Source organism: Nocardia sp. NPDC059180 (assembly GCF_042754945.1).
In the GTDB taxonomy this organism is placed as follows: Bacteria; Actinomycetota; Actinomycetes; order Mycobacteriales; family Mycobacteriaceae; genus Nocardia.
In genome coordinates this window covers 53,907-72,905 of sequence record NZ_JBHZBU010000002.1, presented here as the reverse complement: position 1 = coordinate 72,905, position 18,999 = coordinate 53,907, and the positions used below count along the sequence as shown (strand labels likewise).

Annotated in this window: 20 protein-coding genes; 14 read left to right on the top strand and 6 right to left on the bottom strand. The window is 65.4% G+C overall.

Annotated elements, in window-relative coordinates; all coding sequences use genetic code 11:
- Positions 1 to 91 precede the first annotated feature (91 nt).
- The 9 genes from ACFXNW_RS06420 (at position 92) to ACFXNW_RS06380 (ending at position 9,583) form a co-directional block, all read left to right on the top strand.
- Positions 92 to 1,165, top strand: coding sequence for an agmatine/peptidylarginine deiminase (locus ACFXNW_RS06420; protein ID WP_379416412.1), 1,074 nt, complete (start codon positions 92 to 94; stop codon positions 1,163 to 1,165).
- A 32-nt stretch (positions 1,166 to 1,197) separates the two neighbouring features.
- The gene (locus tag ACFXNW_RS06415) at positions 1,198 to 2,157 is read left to right on the top strand and encodes a nitrilase-related carbon-nitrogen hydrolase (RefSeq protein WP_379417327.1); all 960 of its coding nucleotides are present in this window, start codon (positions 1,198 to 1,200) and stop codon (positions 2,155 to 2,157) included.
- Positions 2,158 to 2,230: 73 nt separating this feature from the next.
- Positions 2,231 to 3,871, top strand: a complete 1,641-nt coding sequence (locus tag ACFXNW_RS06410) for an ABC transporter substrate-binding protein (protein WP_379416411.1) — start codon at positions 2,231 to 2,233, stop codon at positions 3,869 to 3,871.
- A gap of 1 nt (position 3,872) precedes the next feature.
- A complete protein-coding gene (locus ACFXNW_RS06405; RefSeq protein ID WP_379416409.1) occupies positions 3,873 to 4,820 on the top strand; it encodes an ABC transporter permease in 948 nt (315 codons plus the stop codon).
- A complete protein-coding gene (locus tag ACFXNW_RS06400) occupies positions 4,820 to 5,707 on the top strand; it encodes an ABC transporter permease (protein WP_379417326.1) in 888 nt (295 codons plus the stop codon). The genes ACFXNW_RS06405 and ACFXNW_RS06400 overlap by 1 nt, the downstream gene beginning before the upstream one ends.
- Positions 5,704 to 6,753, top strand: a complete 1,050-nt coding sequence (locus ACFXNW_RS06395; RefSeq protein ID WP_379416407.1) for an ABC transporter ATP-binding protein — start codon at positions 5,704 to 5,706, stop codon at positions 6,751 to 6,753. Before ACFXNW_RS06400 ends, ACFXNW_RS06395 begins: the two co-directional genes overlap by 4 nt.
- Complete coding sequence (locus ACFXNW_RS06390; RefSeq protein WP_379416405.1) at positions 6,750 to 7,565, top strand: ABC transporter ATP-binding protein; 816 nt, start codon at positions 6,750 to 6,752, stop codon at positions 7,563 to 7,565. Before ACFXNW_RS06395 ends, ACFXNW_RS06390 begins: the two co-directional genes overlap by 4 nt.
- 174 nt (positions 7,566 to 7,739) lie before the next feature.
- Entirely contained in the window at positions 7,740 to 8,009 is a 270-nt protein-coding gene (locus ACFXNW_RS06385; protein ID WP_379416404.1) for a Zn-ribbon domain-containing OB-fold protein, read from the top strand.
- 257 nt (positions 8,010 to 8,266) lie between these two features.
- Positions 8,267 to 9,583, top strand: a complete 1,317-nt coding sequence (locus ACFXNW_RS06380) for a serine/threonine-protein kinase (protein ID WP_379416402.1) — start codon at positions 8,267 to 8,269, stop codon at positions 9,581 to 9,583.
- 100 nt (positions 9,584 to 9,683) lie between these two features.
- Here the strand turns inward: ACFXNW_RS06380 and ACFXNW_RS06375 are convergent, their stop codons facing one another.
- Complete coding sequence (locus ACFXNW_RS06375) at positions 9,684 to 10,568, bottom strand: DUF4436 family protein (protein ID WP_379416400.1); 885 nt, start codon at positions 10,566 to 10,568, stop codon at positions 9,684 to 9,686.
- A 314-nt stretch (positions 10,569 to 10,882) separates the two neighbouring features.
- On the opposite strand from ACFXNW_RS06375, the gene ACFXNW_RS06370 reads away from it, so the two are divergent.
- Positions 10,883 to 11,935: an agmatine/peptidylarginine deiminase gene (locus ACFXNW_RS06370; protein WP_379417325.1), complete on the top strand. Its 1,053-nt coding sequence runs from the start codon at positions 10,883 to 10,885 to the stop codon at positions 11,933 to 11,935.
- A gap of 58 nt (positions 11,936 to 11,993) precedes the next feature.
- Here ACFXNW_RS06370 and ACFXNW_RS06365 read toward each other — a convergent pair whose 3' ends face one another.
- From ACFXNW_RS06365 to ACFXNW_RS06355, 3 genes are all read right to left on the bottom strand, one after another.
- Positions 11,994 to 12,458 (bottom strand): nitroreductase family deazaflavin-dependent oxidoreductase, encoded by a 465-nt coding sequence (locus tag ACFXNW_RS06365; RefSeq protein ID WP_379416399.1) that lies wholly within the window; start codon positions 12,456 to 12,458, stop codon positions 11,994 to 11,996.
- 80 nt (positions 12,459 to 12,538) lie between these two features.
- Complete coding sequence (locus ACFXNW_RS06360; RefSeq protein WP_379416398.1) at positions 12,539 to 13,153, bottom strand: TetR/AcrR family transcriptional regulator; 615 nt, start codon at positions 13,151 to 13,153, stop codon at positions 12,539 to 12,541.
- 331 nt (positions 13,154 to 13,484) lie between these two features.
- The gene (locus tag ACFXNW_RS06355; protein WP_379416397.1) at positions 13,485 to 13,847 is read right to left on the bottom strand and encodes a nuclear transport factor 2 family protein; all 363 of its coding nucleotides are present in this window, start codon (positions 13,845 to 13,847) and stop codon (positions 13,485 to 13,487) included.
- Between the two features lie 236 nt (positions 13,848 to 14,083).
- On the opposite strand from ACFXNW_RS06355, the gene ACFXNW_RS06350 reads away from it, so the two are divergent.
- Positions 14,084 to 15,235, top strand: a complete 1,152-nt coding sequence (locus ACFXNW_RS06350) for a Rieske 2Fe-2S domain-containing protein (protein ID WP_379416396.1) — start codon at positions 14,084 to 14,086, stop codon at positions 15,233 to 15,235.
- Between the two features lie 422 nt (positions 15,236 to 15,657).
- A complete protein-coding gene (locus tag ACFXNW_RS06345; protein WP_379416395.1) occupies positions 15,658 to 16,191 on the top strand; it encodes a hypothetical protein in 534 nt (177 codons plus the stop codon).
- On the opposite strand, the gene ACFXNW_RS06340 is transcribed toward ACFXNW_RS06345, so the two are convergent.
- Complete coding sequence (locus ACFXNW_RS06340) at positions 16,167 to 17,039, bottom strand: helix-turn-helix domain-containing protein (RefSeq protein WP_379416394.1); 873 nt, start codon at positions 17,037 to 17,039, stop codon at positions 16,167 to 16,169. The two genes, ACFXNW_RS06345 and ACFXNW_RS06340, sit on opposite strands and share 25 nt — an antisense overlap.
- A 165-nt stretch (positions 17,040 to 17,204) precedes the next feature.
- On the opposite strand from ACFXNW_RS06340, the gene ACFXNW_RS06335 reads away from it, so the two are divergent.
- Both ACFXNW_RS06335 and ACFXNW_RS06330 read left to right on the top strand, forming a co-directional pair.
- On the top strand, positions 17,205 to 17,504 hold the full coding sequence (locus ACFXNW_RS06335; protein WP_379416393.1) for a putative quinol monooxygenase: 300 nt from the start codon (positions 17,205 to 17,207) through the stop codon (positions 17,502 to 17,504).
- Between the two features lie 474 nt (positions 17,505 to 17,978).
- Positions 17,979 to 18,332 carry an Lsr2 family protein gene (locus ACFXNW_RS06330; RefSeq protein ID WP_379416392.1) on the top strand — a complete coding sequence of 118 codons (354 nt, stop codon included), beginning with the start codon at positions 17,979 to 17,981 and terminating at the stop codon, positions 18,330 to 18,332.
- 152 nt (positions 18,333 to 18,484) lie between these two features.
- Here the strand turns inward: ACFXNW_RS06330 and ACFXNW_RS06325 are convergent, their stop codons facing one another.
- Positions 18,485 to 18,925: a DUF4189 domain-containing protein gene (locus ACFXNW_RS06325; RefSeq protein WP_379416391.1), complete on the bottom strand. Its 441-nt coding sequence runs from the start codon at positions 18,923 to 18,925 to the stop codon at positions 18,485 to 18,487.
- Positions 18,926 to 18,999 lie beyond the last annotated feature (74 nt).

The window sequence follows — 18,999 nt, the reverse complement described above, 5'->3', positions numbered from 1 at the left end:
GCCTGGTAGAAGCGAGATTTGCGAGAGCCGACCGGCGGATTGCGCCATTTCAGGTATTGACTAATTTTTCAGTCAGTGTGAGGATCGCCTCATGACAGATTCGTCACACCAGCACCCGGTTGCCGACCGCGCCACGGCCTCCACCTGGCGTATGCCGGCCGAATGGGCCCGCCATGAGCGGTGCCTGATGGCATGGCCAACCCGCGAAAGTCTGTGGGGCCCGTACTTCGAGGAGGCGAAGGCCGAGTACGCCGCGACCGCGAACGCGATCAGCGCGTTCGAGCCTGTTCTCATGATCGCCAACCCCGGCCAGGCCGATGAGGTTCGCGCCGCATGCACGGGCGCGGTCGAGGTTGTGGAGCTGGCGATCGACGATTCCTGGATCCGGGATTCGGGCCCGCTGGTCGTGCTCGACCAGATGGGGCGGCGTGCGGCCGTCGACTTCGGTTTCAACTCGTGGGGTGAGCGTTTCCTGCCGTTCGACAAGGACGCAACCATTGCCGAGCGGGCTCTGGAAACCCTTGGCATCGCGCGTATCCCCTCGGAAATGATCCTCGAGGGCGGCGCGATCACAGTTGATGGTGAAGGCACCCTCATCACGACCGAGCAGTGTCTGCTGAACCCGAACCGCAACCCGTCGATGTCGAGGCAGGACATCGAGAACGAGCTCGAGGCGCGACTCGGTGTCTCGAAGGTGATCTGGCTCCCGTACGGCGGCTACGACGACGCCCATACCGACGGCCACGTCGACGGCATCTGCACCTACGTGCGACCCGGCGTCGTGATTGCGCAGACCTGCGAGAATCCCGAGCTGCCCGACTTCGAGCGGATGGCCGCGAACCTGAAGGTCCTGCGCGAATCGACCGACGCGGCGGGGCGGCCCTTCGAGATCCTCGAGTTGCCCCAGTTCCCCTACCAGACCCTCCCCGACGGTACGCAGACGATGGTGGCCTACCCCAACTTCTACGTCGCCAACGGCGGCGTGATCGTGCCCATCGCCGGGCACGAACTCGACGACCAGGCGCTGGCAACGCTGCGGCTCGCCTTTCCCGACCGGGAAGTGGTCGGAGTTCCCGGCAACATCGTCGCCTACGGCGGCGGCGGCCCGCACTGCATCACCCAGCAGATCCCGGCGGCCGACCTCACCTCGGAGGAAAGTCTGTGAATACCCATGATGCTGCCGCTCCCACCGGCGTGATCGGTCAGAAGTTCGTCGACGACGGCGAGTTTCTGGTGATCACCGCAGTCGACTCCGTGCTGCCCTCACCGGCCCGCGAACGGCCCTCCCACCGGGCGCCGGTTCGCGTCGGCGCGGTGCAGACCTCCTGGCACTCTGACCCAGCCGAGCACCGCGCCACTCTGGCAGCGGGTGTGGCACGTGCAGCCGAGCACGGGGCGCAGGTGGTGTGCTTGCAGGAGCTGACCCTGAGCCCGTACTTCGCGACGGTGCCCGACAACGCCGACGCCGCGAACCACAGCGAGTCGATCCCCGACGGGCCGACGACCGCGTTCGCGCGGGAACTCGCTGCCCGGCACGGGATCTGCGTGCACGCCTCGCTGTATGAACACAGCGACAGCGGAAAGGGGTTCAACACTGCGATCTTGGTCGCACCCGACGGCGAAGTGCTCGCGCGGACCCGCAAGCTGCACATTCCCGCGTTTCCCGGATACCACGAGGACCACTACTTCGACTCCGATGACAGTGGTTTCCCGGTGATCGAGGCCGCGGGTACCGCGTTCGGGTTCCCGACGTGCTGGGATCAGTGGTTTCCCGAACTGGCGCGTGTCTACTCGATGCGCGGCGCCGAAATCCTTGTCTACCCGACGGCGATCGGCAGCGACCCGGATCTGACGGAATTCGACACCCAGCCGATGTGGCATCAGATGATCGCGGGCAACGGCCTCGCCAACGCCACCTTCATGGTTGCCGTCAACCGGATCGGCCACGAGGACGGGATCACCTTCTATGGTTCCTCGTTCATCTCCGATCCTTACGGTCGCACGATCGTGCAGGCTCCGCGCGACCGGGACAGTGTCCTCGTCGCAGATCTCGATCTGGACCAGCGGCGGGACTGGCTCACGTTCGGCCTCTTCGACACCCGCCAACCCGCCAGCTACGGCGATCTGACCGATAAGTCGCCTGCAGCCTCGGCCTGAGGCCGTCGCCCCGCCCGTGACCGGCGGCCGCCCGCGGCACCGAGACACGCCCAGCACTTTCGAGGAGTCGAGGATGCGCATCAACAAAGTACAGATCGCGGCGGCCGCCGTATGCACGACAATCGTCCTGGCGGGATGTGGGGGACGGCCGGACACCCTGCCCGCTCCCATCGCCGACTCGGAGTTCCTGAGTCTTCCCACGATGACGAACACAGCCACCGGGCCCGCCGACAGCGTGACCTGGGCGTTGTATCGCGATCCCACGTCGGTGGATCCGGCGACCGCGATCGACTACCCCGAGAACACGGTCATCTCGACAATGTGTGAGTCGCTGCTCCGGCAGCAGCCGGACGGCACCATCACACCGGGCTTGGCCAGTGACTACCGCTATACCTCGCCGACGACGCTGGTACTGACATTGCGTCCCGGAGTGCGCTTCTGGGACGGACAGCCCCTCACTGCTGCCGATGTCGCATTCAGCCTGCGGCGCACCATGGATCCGCAAACCGGGGGACTCTACGGCGACGTCCTCAAACGAATCAGCTCGATCACCATCGACGGGCCCGGAACCCTCACTCTCAATCTGAGCAGCCCCGACTACTGGCTCCCGGGTGAACTCTCGGCGATGCCAGGTGTCGTCATCCAGGAAAAGTATGCCCGCGACCGCGGAAACAGCTACGGAACGCCCGATGGTGGTGCCATGTGCACCGGACCGTACGAGCTCGCGGAATGGACTGCGGGCAAAACTCTGCGGGTCGCGGCGAACCCCGACTACTGGGACGCGTCGCTGACGCCGATGACCGGTGAGATCGAATTCCGCGGAGTGTCCGACGCCGCCACGCTGACCAGGGGTCTGTCGACCGGTGAGATCAACGGCACCTGGATCAACGACACGTCGACTTTGGCGCAGCTGCAACGCATGAGCGATGTCACCGTGCACGTCGGGCCGTCGTTCGAGACCGAGTTCTTCATCCCAGCCAACCTCGCCGGCGTTCTCGGTGATCCCCGTGTGCGCCAAGCATTGTCGCTCGCGTTCGACCGCACCAGCTTCGACGGCGCAGTCTACCGGGGCAGCGCGGCCGCACCGCGCATGTCCGCCAATCCGGGAACGTGGGGGTACGCCAGAGACACCTTTGCCGCGGCATGGAACGCCGCTCCGGAACCGGCACAGGACCTCGACCGGGCCAAGCAACTCGTCGCCGAGGCAGGCGCGGCAGGTAAACCACTGGTCATCGGCACCTCCACCGGCATCACCACGGTGAACACCGCGGCGAACGCCTGGCTGAAGGCGGCCAACGCGATCGGCCTCGACGCAAGCTTGCACAACGTGTCTCCGCAGAATTACATCAACTTCTTCACCGATCCTGCGGCCCGCGCCGATGTCGATGCGTTCAGCACCACGACCTACGGCGACTACGCCGATCCCGCGGCGATGATCGCCCTCTACACCGAACCGAACGCGTCCCAGAACTTCTCCGGATACAGCAATCCGGCGTTGTCGGCCGCGCTGAACCGAGCCCGCACGGAGCCGGATCCGGTACGCCGGGCTCAGGCGACGATCGAAGCCGACAAGCTGGTGATGCAGGACCTACCCTGGATTCCCATCTCGCACCCCGCCTCGTTCCTCGTTCTCGACAACACACTGACCGGCGCTCCATCGTCCTTCTCGTACATGCAGGCGCCGTGGCTGGCCAAGCTCGGACGGGTGAACTGACATGGGTAGATTCATCCTTCGGCGCGGCGCCCTCCTGCTGGCCACCCTGTTCGTCGCCAGCGTCGCCATCTACGTCGCGATGTATTTGGCGCCGGGCGACCCGATTGCGGTACTGACCGGCGGACGGCAGGTCACACCGGAGGTGCGGGCGCTGCTGACCGAGCGCTATCACCTCGACGACCCGCTGCCCGTGCGTTACTGGCACTGGCTGAGCTCCGCATTCCATGGAGATTTCGGGTATTCCCTCGCGAGCAGGGAAGACGTGTCGACCCTGATCGCGCAGCGGGCGCCGACGACGATCGCACTGGTTGCCTATACGTCGGTCATCATCGCCGTGATCGGAATCGGGATCGGCATCCTCAGCGCACTCAAGCCCGGTGTCGTCGACACCACGGCCCTGCTGGTGACCACGGTCCTCGCCGCGATGCCGTCGTTCGTCACCGCGCTCGTGCTGATCAGCGTCTTCGCGGTGGGGCTCGGCTGGTTCCCGGCGCTGGGAGAAGGGGAGGGATTCGCCGGCCAGCTCGTGCATCTCACCCTCCCTGCCATCGCGCTGGCGTGTTCGTCGCTTGCGCTCGTCGCTCGGATCACCCGTGCGTCTGTGCGGGAGGAGTCCAAGCGCGAGCACGTCCAGACCGCGATCAGTCGTGGGTTGCCGGCCAGGGTCGTGTTGCGCCGTCACATTCTGCGTAACGCCGCCATCCCCATCACGACCGTCACCGGTCTCACGATCGCCTCGCTCATCGTGCTGGTGTCGATCGTGGAACAGGCATTCAACCTCAACGGATTGGGTGCCACGTTGGTCAAATCCGCACAGAACAAGGATTTCGCAGTGGTCCAGGCAATCGCGCTTCTCATGGTGGTGGCGTTCGTAGTCATCAACAGCATCGTCGACTTCCTCTACGCGCTGCTCGACCCGCGCGTGAGCCTCGGCACGGCGGCGGCGTGATGGCGACCGCAGCCGGGCACGCCCCCGTCACCGGCGCCATGGACACACCCACCCGCAATCGGAATATGAGGGGATTGCGGGGAGTGGGGTGGCTCGGTGCCGCCAGTGCGGCGATCATCGCGCTGGCGGCACTGATCGCGGTGTTCGGTCCGCTACTCGCGCCGTACCCGCCGAACCAGAGCGATCTCGCCCACGCATTCGTCGGCGCGAGCCCCGGCCATCCACTGGGCTACGACTCCCAGGGCCGCGACCTGCTGTCGCGACTGCTGGTCGGCGCGCGCTCATCCATGCTCGGAGCGCTCGTAGTCACTGCGCTGGCGATGACCGCCGGGACAGTGCTCGCCGTGCTCGCGGCTTGGCGAAAGGGATGGGTCGACAGCGTCATCTCCTCCGGCTCGGACTTGGTTTTCGCTTTCCCCGGCCTGCTCATGGCGGTGCTCGCCGCGGCGGTGTTCGGACCGAGTCAGTGGTCGGCTGCGCTGGCGCTCGCTGTTGCATATACCCCCTATATCGCCAGAATCATCCGAGGTGCGGCGCTTCGCGAACGATCGATGGGCTACATCGAGGCACTCGAGGTCCAGGGCAGTGCGGCCTGGTCGATCTGCACCCGCCACATCGTCCCGAACATCGCGCCCGTTCTGGTCGCGCAGGCGACCATTCTCTTCGGTTGGGCTGCACTGGATCTGGCCGCGATCTCCTTCCTCGGCCTCGGTGTCCAGCCACCGCAGGCGGACTGGGGCGTGATGGCTGCCGAAGGCCAAACCGGAGTGCTGCAAGGATTCCCCGCCGAATCCATGGCCGCAGGCACGGCGCTCGTGCTCGTCATCGTCGCGTTCAACGTCCTCGGTGAGCGACTCAACGACCGACAGGCAAAGGGGCACTCATGACGAAATCGGCACCACTGACCGCGACGAAGTCGACGACCTCGACGCCATCGGCGTCCGGCGCGCCGCTGGTGGCCGTGCGGGATCTGAGCCTCACTCTCGATGTCGCCGGCCAGAAGCGACTCGTGCTCCGCGACGTCTCGCTGACGATCCAGCGCGGGGAGGCGCTGGCGCTCGTCGGTGAATCCGGTGCGGGAAAGTCCATGACGGCGCGGGCGATCGCCCGGCTGCAGCCGGACCGGGCGACCACGACGGGTTCGGTCCACTTCGACGGCCGCGAAATGCTCGGGCTCCGTGGTGAACAGCTGCGACAGGCCCGCAGCGGCATGTCCGTCATCTTCCAGGACCCTCGGGCCTACATCAATCCCGTCCGGCGTATTGGAGACTTCCTGACCGAACAGCTCCGAACCGTCGCCCATGTCGATCGCCATGAGGCGACCCGGCGCGCCCAGCAGATGCTGTCGGAGGTCGGCATCACCGACACCGCCCGCAGGCTGCACCAGTATCCCGGCGACCTGTCCGGAGGCATGCTGCAGCGGGTCATGATCGCCTCGGCTCTACTGAGCGAACCGAAGCTGATCCTCGCCGACGAGCCGACCACCGCGCTGGATGTCACCACCCAGTCGGAGGTGATGGCAATCCTCGATGAGCTGCGCCACGACGCCGGCGTCGCCCTGCTGTTCATCACCCACGACCTGGACCTCGCCGCCGCCGTCTGCGACCGCACCGCGGTCATGTACGCCGGTCAGATAGTGGAGGCCCAGGAGTCCACAGGGCTGCACCACCATCCGCGACACCCCTACACCGCAGCCCTCGCCGCCGCACGCCCAGACCTGGAGCGGCCAACGTCCCGGCTCGCCTCGATCCCGGGCCGCCCCGTCGGCGCGTGGGAGGCCGCGCAGACCTGTGCCTTCTCGGATCGATGCCCGCACCGGCAGCCGCGCTGCACCGAATCGGGGCCGCTGCCCCTGACCCACGAATCCGGCCACTCCGTGCGTTGCATACGCGCCGACGAACTCGGGCCACTGCTGCAAGGGGAATCCGAATGACAGATCCGGTCCTGACGGTGACGCACCTGCGCAAGACCTTCGGCACGTTCACGGCCATCGACGATGTCTCATTCGAATTGGCAGCCGGGTCTTCGCTCGGCATAGTCGGCGAATCGGGATCCGGCAAGACGACTGTCGCACGCATGATCATCGGCCTCGAGCAGCCGAGCTCCGGCACCATCGTCTGCTGCGGCAACGACCGCTCACGGCCGTCGCGCGCGACCGGCGCCAGACGCGCACGTGCGCGCGAGGCCCAAATCGTGTTCCAGGATCCGTATACCAGTCTCGATCCGCACCAGACGGTGCAGCAGACGCTCACCGAGGCGGTGCGGTTGCACAACGCGGAATCGGGCGCCCCCTATCGCGAACGGGTGCAGTTCTTCGCCGACATGGTCTCGCTCGACACGCGTCTGCTCGCCTCCATGCCAGGCCACCTGTCGGGCGGCCAGCGGCAACGCGTCGCCATCGCCCGCGCGCTCGCTGCCGACCCCAGGGTCCTCGTGCTCGACGAAGCCGTTGCGGCGCTGGATGTGTCGATCCAGGCTCAGATTCTCAACCTGTTGGCCGACATCCGGGACGCGACCGGTATCTCGTACGTGTTCATCACGCACGATCTGGCCGTCGTCCGGCAGGTCACCGAACACAGCATCGTGATGCAGGGTGGGCGGATCGTCGAGACCGGCCGGACCGACGACCTGCTGCGTGACCCCCAGCATCCGTACACGCGGGCGCTGCTCGACAGCGTCCCCCGTCCCGGATGGACGCCACAACGGCGGGCTGTTCCTGCCGAGAAACCGGCTACGCAGCGGTAGCGAAACGGGTGTCGGACGACTGGTCGGCCCTGGGCCTCTCGCCCGGCTAGTCGAGTCGAGGCACGAATCGAAACAACGGAATTACCACCATATTTGACAAAGAAGGAGTCTCCCCAATTGGTTCGGATCCGGCGCTGCGATCAGTGCGCGACTTTGTTCGGCCCGGACACAGAGATGTGTTCTGCCTGCGGACGATCCCTGTCCGCAGTGCCATCCTCCGGTGCGGGATGGATCGTCTCATGCAGCGTCGTGGACTGCGCGCCTCCGGGGTGTGCCCATCTCGTCCCGCGCATGATGGCGATCGTGCAACTCGACGACGGGCCGTGGATGTACGCGTGGATCGATGCCGCGCCCACGGACAGATGGAGCGATCCGATCCGGGTGCGGTTCGATCATGACGAACGCGGGGAGCGGTATCCCGTCTTCGTCCGGTGCGCGGCTTGACCGGTGTTACCGACCGATGGTCACGGCGTCTCGGCTGGTCAAGGCTCCGGTCGGGAGTGGGTGCCACGCGGCCCCGTGCATCAGCCGACCCATCCTGTATTCTGACTGGAAATTCAGTCAGTCACTGAGGGCCGGCTGAGTAAGGGTCATCGTGCTCACCGAAGGCCTTGGGTCCGCGGCGAAGAGTCGATGATCACGACCAGGCGGCGGGCTCGGACGTCTCCACACCTGCCGGGTTCTTCAGGAGGGAGCCCCATATGGACGACACGTCGTTTGGACGCTATCGGCTCCAACACCTGATCGGTGAAGGCGGGATGGGGCAGGTCTACAAGGCCTACGACACCGTCACCGACCGGATCGTGGCGCTGAAGGTACTGCCCGAGCATCTGGCTGCGAACCATGGATTTCGGGAGCGATTCCGCCGCGAAGCGCGCGTCACCGCCGGACTACGTGAGCCCCACGTGGTTCCGATCCACGATTTCGGGGAGATCGACGGCCGCCTCTACTTGGACATGCGGTTGATCGAGGGCAGCGACCTGAAGTCGCACCTGCACGCCCATGGGCCGATGCAGCCCGCGCAGGCTGTCTCGATCATCGACCAGGTCGCCGCGGCCCTCGACGCCGCACACGCCGGCGGACTCGTGCACCGCGACGTCAAGCCGTCCAACATATTGATCAGTGCCCGGAATTTCGCCTATCTCATCGATTTCGGGATCGCCCGCACCGCAGGCGACGTGGGGTTGACCAGCGCGGGCGCGACGATGGGCACCCTCGCCTATCTGGCCCCCGAACGGCTCACGACGGGGCAGGTAGACGCGCGTTCGGATGTCTATGCGCTGGCGTGTGTGCTCCACGAATGCTTGATCGGGACGCCGCCATTCACAGGAACCAGCCCCGAGCAGCAAATCGCCGCGCATCTGTCCGGTCGGCCACCGCGACCCAGTGCCGCCGCTGTCGGGGTCCCCGCCGGATTCGACGACGTTGTCGCACAAGGAATGGCGAAGAATCCCGATCACCGCTACTCCTCGGCCGGGCGTCTCGCCATTGCCGCCCGAGATGCCCTGGCCACGGCCCCGGAGGCTCGCACATCGCAGACGGGCACGATGGTTCTCGCCGACCGCACCGTCGATCTGAACTGGACCACCAGCAAGGGCGGACCACCGAGCGCGACGCGGCAGTGGACGGCCGGGCCTACCCCGTTCGCGGCGACCGGTCCGACTGCGGCAACGCGGGCCGCTCGGCCGGAGGGTGGCTCGAAGAATGCGCGCCCCGTGCGCACGAAGAGGCTGCTCTGGGGGTTATCTGCTGCGCTTGCCGCTGTCACTGTCGCGCTCGGGGTATTGCTGTTGTCGGAGCCCCTGGAATCAGACATCGGAGATCCGGGCTATCCGACACGGCCGGCTACTTTCCCGCCGACGCCGTCGATCCCGCCGGCGACCATCACGCCAGGTCCTACACCGGGTGGCCCACTCCCATCGAGGGCGCCCGATGTGCCCACTCCCACGACGGTAGAAGACTTCCCGCCTTACGACGACTACCCGCCGTATGACGAGGACTACGGATACGGCCCGTGAGCAGCCGTCGAATTGTTCCGTTTCTCTGGTGGATCGACTCTCCGGCGATCAGCTCATTACCCACGCCATCGATGCGTGGCATCCCGCCGAAATGCGGGTGTCATCGGTTAGTGGCGTCACTGTCGATGTGAGGGTCGGCCGACGTCTGTTCGGGGTGGGCTTCTGCTCTGGCACCCGCGACGGCTGTGGTGATCAGGCAGATCGCGATGATTGCTTCGGCCCACAGAAACGCGACATAGTCGAGCAGGGAACCGATGGGTGGGGACCCCGGTGCTGTGTTGCGGAATGCGGCGAGGGCGAACAAAGTCGCGGCCATCCAGCCCAATGCTGCCCAGACGAGGCCGGCTCGCTGAGATGTCAGGAATCGGGTTCCGATCAGCACGGCGATTGCGAGCGCCCACATGGCCGCCATCATGAAGATCGCGAAGATCAGGACACTGTTCGAGCGGCTCACGCTCATCTCGAAGATTGCGGCGTCGTCGGTCCCTTCTCCCTCGACGGTGGGATGAAACAGGGCGTCGCTGTTGGACAGGCTCACCCTGACCGGCACCGGTTGCCCGCCCTGCTGTGCCGCGAATTCGAGGTTGGAGCTGTACTTGTCGAATGGGTAGTCGGTGATGGAGCCGCCGGTCAGGGCGACGGGAACGTCTATCGTGGTGATTCGCGCATCGGCCTCGAATACCAAGTCCTGCCGGATATCCGGCGACGTCAGCAAGATCAGCTCGGCGGTGGGGGAGAGCCCGCCGTCGTCGGTGAGCCTTCCTCTTGGAGTGACCCGAAGCCGCAGCGTGAGCTCGCGGGCCGCGGCATCGACGCGCTGGATAGCGGTGTCGATATCGATCCGGTCGGCGCGATCGGATGCGCCCGCGACGTGGGTGGTTTCGAGATCGAGTCGCTCGCCGACCTGTATCCACACTCCGACGCCGATCGCCGCGGCAGCGGCCGCCGCCGCGATCGGAAGGACCAGTCGTTTACGTCGTGTCATCCCATCCTCCCGCGTCCTGACCCGCAACTGATGTCCTGCGGTGCACCCGAGTATGGCCGTGGGCTGACCGTGAATGTGTGACATCGGGCGGTGCGCCGGGCTCGTCGCTGATCGCCCGGCCCCGCGGCCACACGTCATGGCGGCAGTCCGGCTGTGAGGGTGATCCTAGTGCATTGACTGAAAGTTTAGTCAGAATTATGGTTGGGACTGGATGGTCGGCGCGAAGCCGACTCATTATGCGCTCTCGACCAGCGTATTCACCGGACGCGCAGACGCGCCAGGAGGGCAATATGGGTGAAGGCAGACTCTCGCGAATGACCGAGGCGCTCAGCTCACTGCTGCTGGGCGACGCCGACGATGGCCGCCGGTGGTCGATGCCGGACGAAGGTGAACCCCACAAACGGACCTGGATGGCGTTCGGGGCGAGCAAGGACGTGTGGGGGCGTCGCCTTCTTCCGCAGGTGCGCCACGACCTGGCGCTGATCGCGACGACGATCTCGCGTTTCGAACCAGTTTCCATGCTGGTGCGGCCGGACGAACTCGACATAGCCCGGCATTTGATCGGTGGCGCGAATGTCGAACTGGTCGTAGCGCAGCTGGACGACCTGTGGATTCGCGATACCGGTCCGGTGTTTGTGAAGGGCGATCATGGTAGGGCTGGCGTCGACTTCAACTTCAACGGTTGGGGAAAGAAGCAGCGACACCGTTACGACCGCAAGGTGGCCGAAGTCGTGGCCCGCCGCGCGGGCATCGAGCCATTGCCGACCGAACTCACACTGGAGGGCGGTGGTATCGAGGTCGACGGCGAGGGCACGGCCATCATTACCGAGAGCTGTGTGCTGAACAATAATCGCAACCGCGGCTGGAAGAAGGAGGATGTCGAGGCGGAGCTGCGATACCTACTGGGGCTCGAGAAGATCATCTGGTTGCCCGGGATCGCCGGATTCGACATCACCGATGGCCATACGGACTTCTACGCTCGCTTTGCCGGCCCAGGTGTAGTGGTAGCTGGACTCGACAACGATCCGGATTCCTTCGACTACGAGGTCACCCGCGCTCACCTCGATATTCTGCAGTCGCAGACCGACGCTCGAGGGCGCGAGCTGCGGGTTGAAGTGATCGAGGGTCCGACAGAGGTACGGCCCCAATTCGACAGCGAGGACTTCGCGGCCGGGTACATCAACTTCTACGTCTGTAACGGGGCGGTGATCGCGCCCGGATTCGGCGACTTCGCCGCGGATTCCGCCGCTCGCGCGACGCTGCAGCGCCTGTTCCCCGACCGGCAGGTCGTCCAGATCCCCATCGACGGCATCGCGGCCGGTGGGGGAGGGATCCATTGCACCACCCAGCAAGAGCCCGTGGGATGAAACGCGCGGCGCGAGTCCGAAGGGCCATGATGGCGTCGAACGACAGAGCCCTACGGCCCTAGTTCACGCGAACACGGACCATGGGCAGAGTGCCGACGGGGGCGCCGGTGGCGTGTTCGATGGAGGCGCGCAGGTTCTTCCAGGCCCCGGGATGGTTCTCGGCGTAACGGTCCAGTGCCGCGGCGGATTCGGCGTCGGTCATGGGCGTGGCGGTGGCCGAAGCCGCGCGACGCAGGCCGCACCAAACCCGGACGCCGGAGTGCGCTTGGATGTTGCGGTACCACTGTGCGCGATCGCCGAAGCCGGATACGATCACGAACTCGCCGCTCGTGGGCCGTTCGACGACCTCGAGCACGACATAGCGACGGACTCCGCTGCGGCGGCCGAGATGTTCGAGCATCAGCAGCCGGGTGCCGAACAGGAAGCCGAGGCCGACCCGGTACAGGGTGATCGGCGCGCGGACGAACCATCTTGTCCGCAAGGCGCGGCCACCGAGTCGGGCGATGTTGTCGGACAAGGTCATTGGGAATCCTTCCGTTTGTCGGCTCTGCTGCGGTGTCGATATCGACGGGCAGGCTGCCGATTGAGGGTGGCTCGGCGTGGTTACGCGGAGCGATTGGCTGTGCCGCCCAACCCGTCGCGGTAAATGGTCAGGACTTCTCCGGCCCAACGACCGACTCCGTCGGCGGATAGTGGGTCGACGCCGAGCACGTCGGTGATTCGGGTTCGCAACATCAGCACGGCCAGGTCGTTGGCGAGGAGGAATGCGGCGCGCACCGCTGGGTCGGCGCCGTCGTCGGCGTGTCCGGCCTCGTGCAGGGCTGTCAGCGCGTCCGTCGCGGCGAGGTAGAGCCGGCGGAACAGCACCGCCCCCGGCTCGCCGCCGGACAGCAACATGTGCCCGAGGTAGGCCGGGATCGGTGAGCCCGGAGGCAGTGCTACCGCAACCAGTTCCACGACCGAGGCCGGGGCGAACGGGTCGGCCCGGCCTGTCGCCTGGCCGAGAATTTGCTCGAAGACCTCGGCCACATGCTCGTCGACCACACTCCGCAGCGCCTCTTTGGTTCCGTAGTGCCGCATGATCAGCGCTGGCGAAACGTCAGCGGCCGCGGCGATCTCACGCACGGTCACCGCGTCGGCCCCCCGTTCGGCGAACAACCGTAGAGCCTCGTCCCGGATCCTCGCGCGTGCTGTCCGATCTTCGGAAGGTGAACGCATGTTTACAATAGTAAACAGATGTTCACCATTGTCAATCGGCCGCGCCACTTCGTGACGCCCTTCGACGAGATTGGCCTGGGCTGTGTCATCCCACCGGACGGGTTCATCATCGGCGGGGTACGCAACGTGCCTTGTATGCCACTGACGATCTCGGGAAGTCTGTACAGACGAATGACGTTATCGCCCGCTCGCGATGGTGATAGGTTGCGGCGCAACATCATTTGTGTCATGGATCGCAGAACCCGAGCCTGTTGGTCGGAGATCCGTTGTCGTCGCGCCACTTCCCGACTCGGTTCGGACGACCTCAGTCGGCGTGGGTGAACTCTTCGAGTTACTCGACCGCCGAGGCATGAGCGGCAACGACCCGCCAGCCACGCGAGTCGTCGTGCGCCCAGGCGCGGGTATAGCGCATTCTGGCTGCGAATGGTGATCCATGAACGCTGCCCTCGACGACGCCGAGGAACCAAGTGACCCCGGTCGTCCCTTCCACCAGTATCGTCAGCTGTTCTTCCTCGAGCTTGCTCACGATCTGAGCCTTAGTGCGGTGCAGCTCGAGGTCATCGGCCTTGGTGAATGTGTCCGAGCCGAAAGTGAAGATCAGCCGGTCATCGAGCAACTCGTCCAGCGCCCGGACGTCCCCGGCCAGCTGCGCAGCCTGGAGTCGCCGCTCAGCCTCCCGCAAGTCATTCTCCATGGCACTCAGCATGCCAGATGACAGCTGAGTGCCGGTCCGGCCATCGTGGCCGTCATCTGGCGGTGACCGGTTCCGCTGGACGACGTTTCGGATGCGGTAGGCGATCGAACCTCCCGATCAGTGAACGCTGACCGGTCTCGGTGCACGCGAACCGTGTTAGAACGTGTTCTCGCCTTTCGAGATGCGGCAGAAATCAGCCTGCTGCAGCCTTGAACACTTCCTCCGAGGAGGGTGCAATGACAGCTCTGCAATCAGACCCAGAAATCCGCGAAATCGAGGCCGAATCCGCACCGACCCGCTTCGCGCGCGGGTGGCACTGCCTGGGACTACTCCGCGATTTCGCCGACGGGAACCCGCATACCGTCGAAGCATTCGGCACCAAACTCGTCGTCTTCCGCGGCGAAAGCGGCGGAAGGATCAACATCCTCGACGCCTACTGTCGCCACATGGGCGGTGATCTGTCCGAAGGCGAGATCAAGGGAGATGACATCGCCTGCCCCTTCCACGACTGGCGCTGGGGTGGCGACGGTCGCTGCAAGCAAATCCCCTACGCGCGTCGTGTCCCTCCCCTCGCGCGCACACGGGCGTGGACCAGCCTGGAACAAGACGGAATGTTGTTCGTCTGGCACGATCCGGAAGGCAAACCACCCACGGCCGAGGAAACCATCCCGCGTGTCGAGGGCGCCGAGAGCGACGAGTGGACCGACTGGCACTGGTACACCACAGTCGTCGACAACAACTGCCGCGAGATCATCGACAACGTCGTCGACATGGCGCACTTCTATTACGTGCACGGCTCCCTGCCGTCGTACTTCAAAAACGTCTTCGAGGGTCATATCGCCACCCAGTACTTCAAGAGCGAGGCCCGTGAGGACTTCGCGGCGCCGGAAGGACAGCCGAAGCTGCTCGGTTCCACCTCGGTCGCCTCGTATTACGGGCCGTCGTTCATGATCGACGACCTGACCTACCACTACGAGACCGGCGATCAGCGGACTGTGCTGCTGAACTGCCACTACCCGGTCAGCTCCGGCAAATTCGTGCTGATGTACGGCATCATCGGCAAGAAGATGCCGGGTGTGCCGGAGGACGTGGCAGTGCAGGCTGCGGTCGCGCTCGGAGATTACATCCGGCTCGGATTCGAGCAGGATGTCGAGATCTGGCGGCACAAGGCCCGCATCGACAATCCATTGCTGTGCGAGGAGGACGGGCCGGTCTACCAGCTGCGCCGCTGGTACAACCAGTTCTATCTGGACCGCGCCGACGTCACCCCGGAGATGGTGGACCGATTCGAACACGAACTCGACCTCTCCAGGGCTCAGGCGGTATGGCGCAAGGAGGTAGCCGACAACATGGCTGACCAGGCGAAGTCGACCGGAACAACGACGTGACCTCGAACCGTACCGACAACCGACTCGACGACGTCCCCCTGCAACCCCTGCGCTGCCACCAATGCATAGCCCAAGTGCTGGTCCGCAAGAGCAGCCGGGCCCAGACAAGCCTGCAATGGAACGCCGAAGCCCGCTCCGCGTGTCATGAACTAGGGGCATCACCCTTGCCGGGCCCGGCTCTGGCAGGGTGTTCACGGATCCGGCAAACCATTGACGCGGCGGTTGCCTCCGGGGAACTGCACATCGTCGAAACACGCACAACGTAGAAGCTCGCGGGCTCGCTGGTCGGCGAGCCCGCGAGCCCAACAGGGCACCAAACGAACACACGCATCCACAACGCCGGCGTCCTCGCACCGGCGCTGCCCAGGGTCCGCACGAATTGCCATGTGTGGCTCGTTCTCGGCCACGGTCGACATCTGGTCATGGTTGATTCGATCGACATCCGTGCGACGATCGGACAGCGTGAAGTCTCGCGAGCACAGGTGCTGAAGTGGGAGTCGCGACGCGGCGATGCCGTGCTCGCCGAGTTCGCCGCTCGCCTCGGCGCACTCGGGGCGGGCGAGGTCCTGCCCGATCTCACGATCGGCCAATTGAGCGGCGCCGCACTGGATCAGCGCCGATCAGCGCTGACCTCGCTGAGATCGCATTCGTGTTCGGCCGCTGGTCCGACGACTTCGGCCGCCGCCCGCTGCTGCTCGCGGGGGATCGCCTTCTCCGCAGCCGGCGCCGTGGTGTTCCTGAGCGCGGGACCAGTCTGGCAGTTGATGGCCGCGCGACTGCTGTCGGGAGCCTCGGCCGATAATTATGCCGGAGCCGGCACCGCCGCAGTCATCGAAACCGCTCCGGCGTCCTGTCGCCACCGCACCGCCGCGGTGGCGACAGCCGCCAATGTCGGTGGCTGGCAGTCATCCCCGCTGATGGCCAGGTGTGGTCAGAAAGTGGTTTCGGCGGGATGATCGGCCGACCCGGGTGCCGGCGCGATGAGCGCTGCCAACAGCTGTAGGTCGGCGGTGGTATCGGATCCAGTGGGCGCGCTGTAGATCATCATGGTCATGTCTGGGTCGTCGGGCGCGCGCATGGCGACGTAGTCAAGTGCGATCTCCCCGATCTGAGGGTGGCGGAACCGCTTACGGCCACGAGTCTTGGCGTGGACGTTGTGGGCTGCCCACAGGTGCTGGAAGTCGCTGCTGGCCAAAGAGAGTTCACCGACGAGGCTCGCCAGTTGCGGATCGTCGGGATGGCGGCCGGCGTCGTAGCGCAGATTGGCAACGGTATCGCGTGCCTTGGTCTCCCAGTCGGGGTAAAGATCTCGGGACGCTTCGTCCAGAAACACCAGCCGAGCCATATTGCGTTCTGCGGCGGGAAGTGCGGGGAAATCGGAGATGAGCAGTCGAGCCAGGTCGTTCCAGGCGAGGATGTCCAGGCGCCGTCCGATGATGTAGGCAGGGACCCCGGCAAGGGCCTCGAGGGCTTGCCGCATTTCGGGCCCGACCTGCTGAGGTCGGCGTGGGCGTTTGCGAGACGCGGCGGGTTTGGCGAGGTTGTGCAGGTACATGCGCTCGTCAGCGTCGAGTTGTAAGGCGCGGGCCACAGCATCGAGCACATCCGGGGACACATTTCGGGCGCGCCCCTGTTCGAGGCGGGTGTAGTAGTCGACGCTGACCCCGGCCAGCAGAGCCAGTTCCTCGCGGCGCAGTCCGGGCACTCGGCGCCGGCCACCGAAGTCGACGGCACCGGCGTCGTCAGGTCGCAGGCGAGCACGGCGGGTCTTGAGGAACTCGCTGAGCTGTCGGGCACGATCCATGTCCTCCAGTGTCCATGACGTCTGGTCTGTTCTGCCTGGTTCTGCCAGGCCCAGGCGGGACCGACCCCGGTTGATCGGAGCACTGGGTGGAACCGTTGCATGCCGACACGATGGACACCGTTCGCTCAGCGGACAGGACAACCACCGACGCATGAGGAGATACTTATGTCGAACACCCTGGCCATCATCGCCAGCTTCGTCGCCAAGCCGGGACAGGAGCAGCGGCTGCGTGACGAGTTGACCGCGATGATCGCCCCCTCGCTGGCGGAGGAGGGGTGCCTGGGCTACCACCCATATTCCGACCCCACGCGCGCCGATCGGATGATTATCGTCGAGGAGTGGACCGACGCTGAGGCGTTGGACCACCACTTCAGCCTGCCGCACTTCAAGCAGGTGGCCGCAGCGCTGGACGAGATCCTTGCCGAACCGTTCACGCTGCGGCGCCTGACCGACGTCCCCGCCTGAATTCACGCGCACATACCGAGCGTTTCGAGGTCGTCGCTCACCTGCTCGGTGTGCAGGGCACACGGAGCTCGTTTTGCTAGGGACGTTCGCGCCTCGTCTGGTCGGGATCGATCTCGTCGGCGCGCTCGGACTGCTGGTTCAGCTCGTCGCGAGAGGCTGCTGCCTCACTGCGATGTGTGGCGGCCGTTGCTGTCGGCCGGCCGCTTGGGCCTTCTTGGCGTCGGCGTCGGCTGCCGCCTCGCGGGCCTTAGCCGCGGTCTCGTCGGTGATCGCTTCGCGCTCTCCGACCTGGCGTGCCTCAACTAAGTGACAAGTCAAACCCTGGCAGAATCTTGACTCGAGACACTGTCGACAAGCGCGACGTGCCCAGCCCGAAAGGTTGTGGTGCACCGGCACACGATCACTGCAGCCAGCTGGCATAACCGGTCGGTCCATGGGCGATGTTCGGGTTCGGCCGGGTGCTAGCCTGTCGCGGTGGCGAAACGGGTGCATGTGACTCTGACCGACGACCTTTCCGGCGACGATATCGATCTCGATATTGTCTCGCAGCCGACGGTGACCTTCGCCGTCGATGGCGTCGAGTACGAGATCGATCTGGGGCAGAAGAATCAAGACAAGTTCCGGAAGGCGCTGGACCCGTTTATCGCTAGCTCCCGCCGGGTCGGCGGCCGCAAGAAGCCGGTGAACAAGGCTGCGGGAGTGAATGGGTCGGCGATTGCTGATTCGGCGAAGGCCCGCGCGTGGGCGTTGGAGAACGGTCTGGATGTTCCTTCCCGCGGGCGGGTGTCGCAGGCACTGATCGACAAGTGGAGGACGGCGACGGCGTAAGTCAGATCCGTGGGGGACGGTGTCGGATGGCCGAGGGAAGCAGTGGTGGGGTCGGCGACGCTGCCGGTACAGGCGGTATCGTGGTGACCCTTCACGACTGCTGTTGTGACGCTTGGACAATTGCCGCAGTACGCGGGTGTGCGCCCACGGGTTCACCAGTGCGGGTTGAATGCGCACTCGATCACTGTGCGGTAGTTGCCGTTGCCCAGCAAACTACCTGCGCGGGTGCGATAGTCATTCAAGGCTGCCCCAAATGCTTCGTCTCTGCTCATGCGAGCGCCTGCGCCCCATACCGAGGGCCGCTCAGCGTTGATGAGTAGCGAAGCGCACCCTCCCTCGATGATGGCCGCCAGCGTGCAATCGGTGCCGCCGCTATTGAAGCAATGGGCAAACGCCCCGTTCACGGCCTCATCGTAGCTGTAGACCTCGTTGTGCCACCCGAACGCACCCGTCGCCGGGGAATAAGCGATAGCAACAAACTTCGGTGGATCGACGCCCGGTGCAGCGTTCGCCGGCGCGGCAGTCAGCGCGGCCACCGATGCGGCGGCCACCATGCCGGCGCCGATGGATCCTGCAAGACGCTTGATAGACATTTCAGTCTCCTCTCGAAGCGGGGCGGGTTCGTGTCCGGACGCCACATTCCGCATCGGATATACGAAGTTCCATC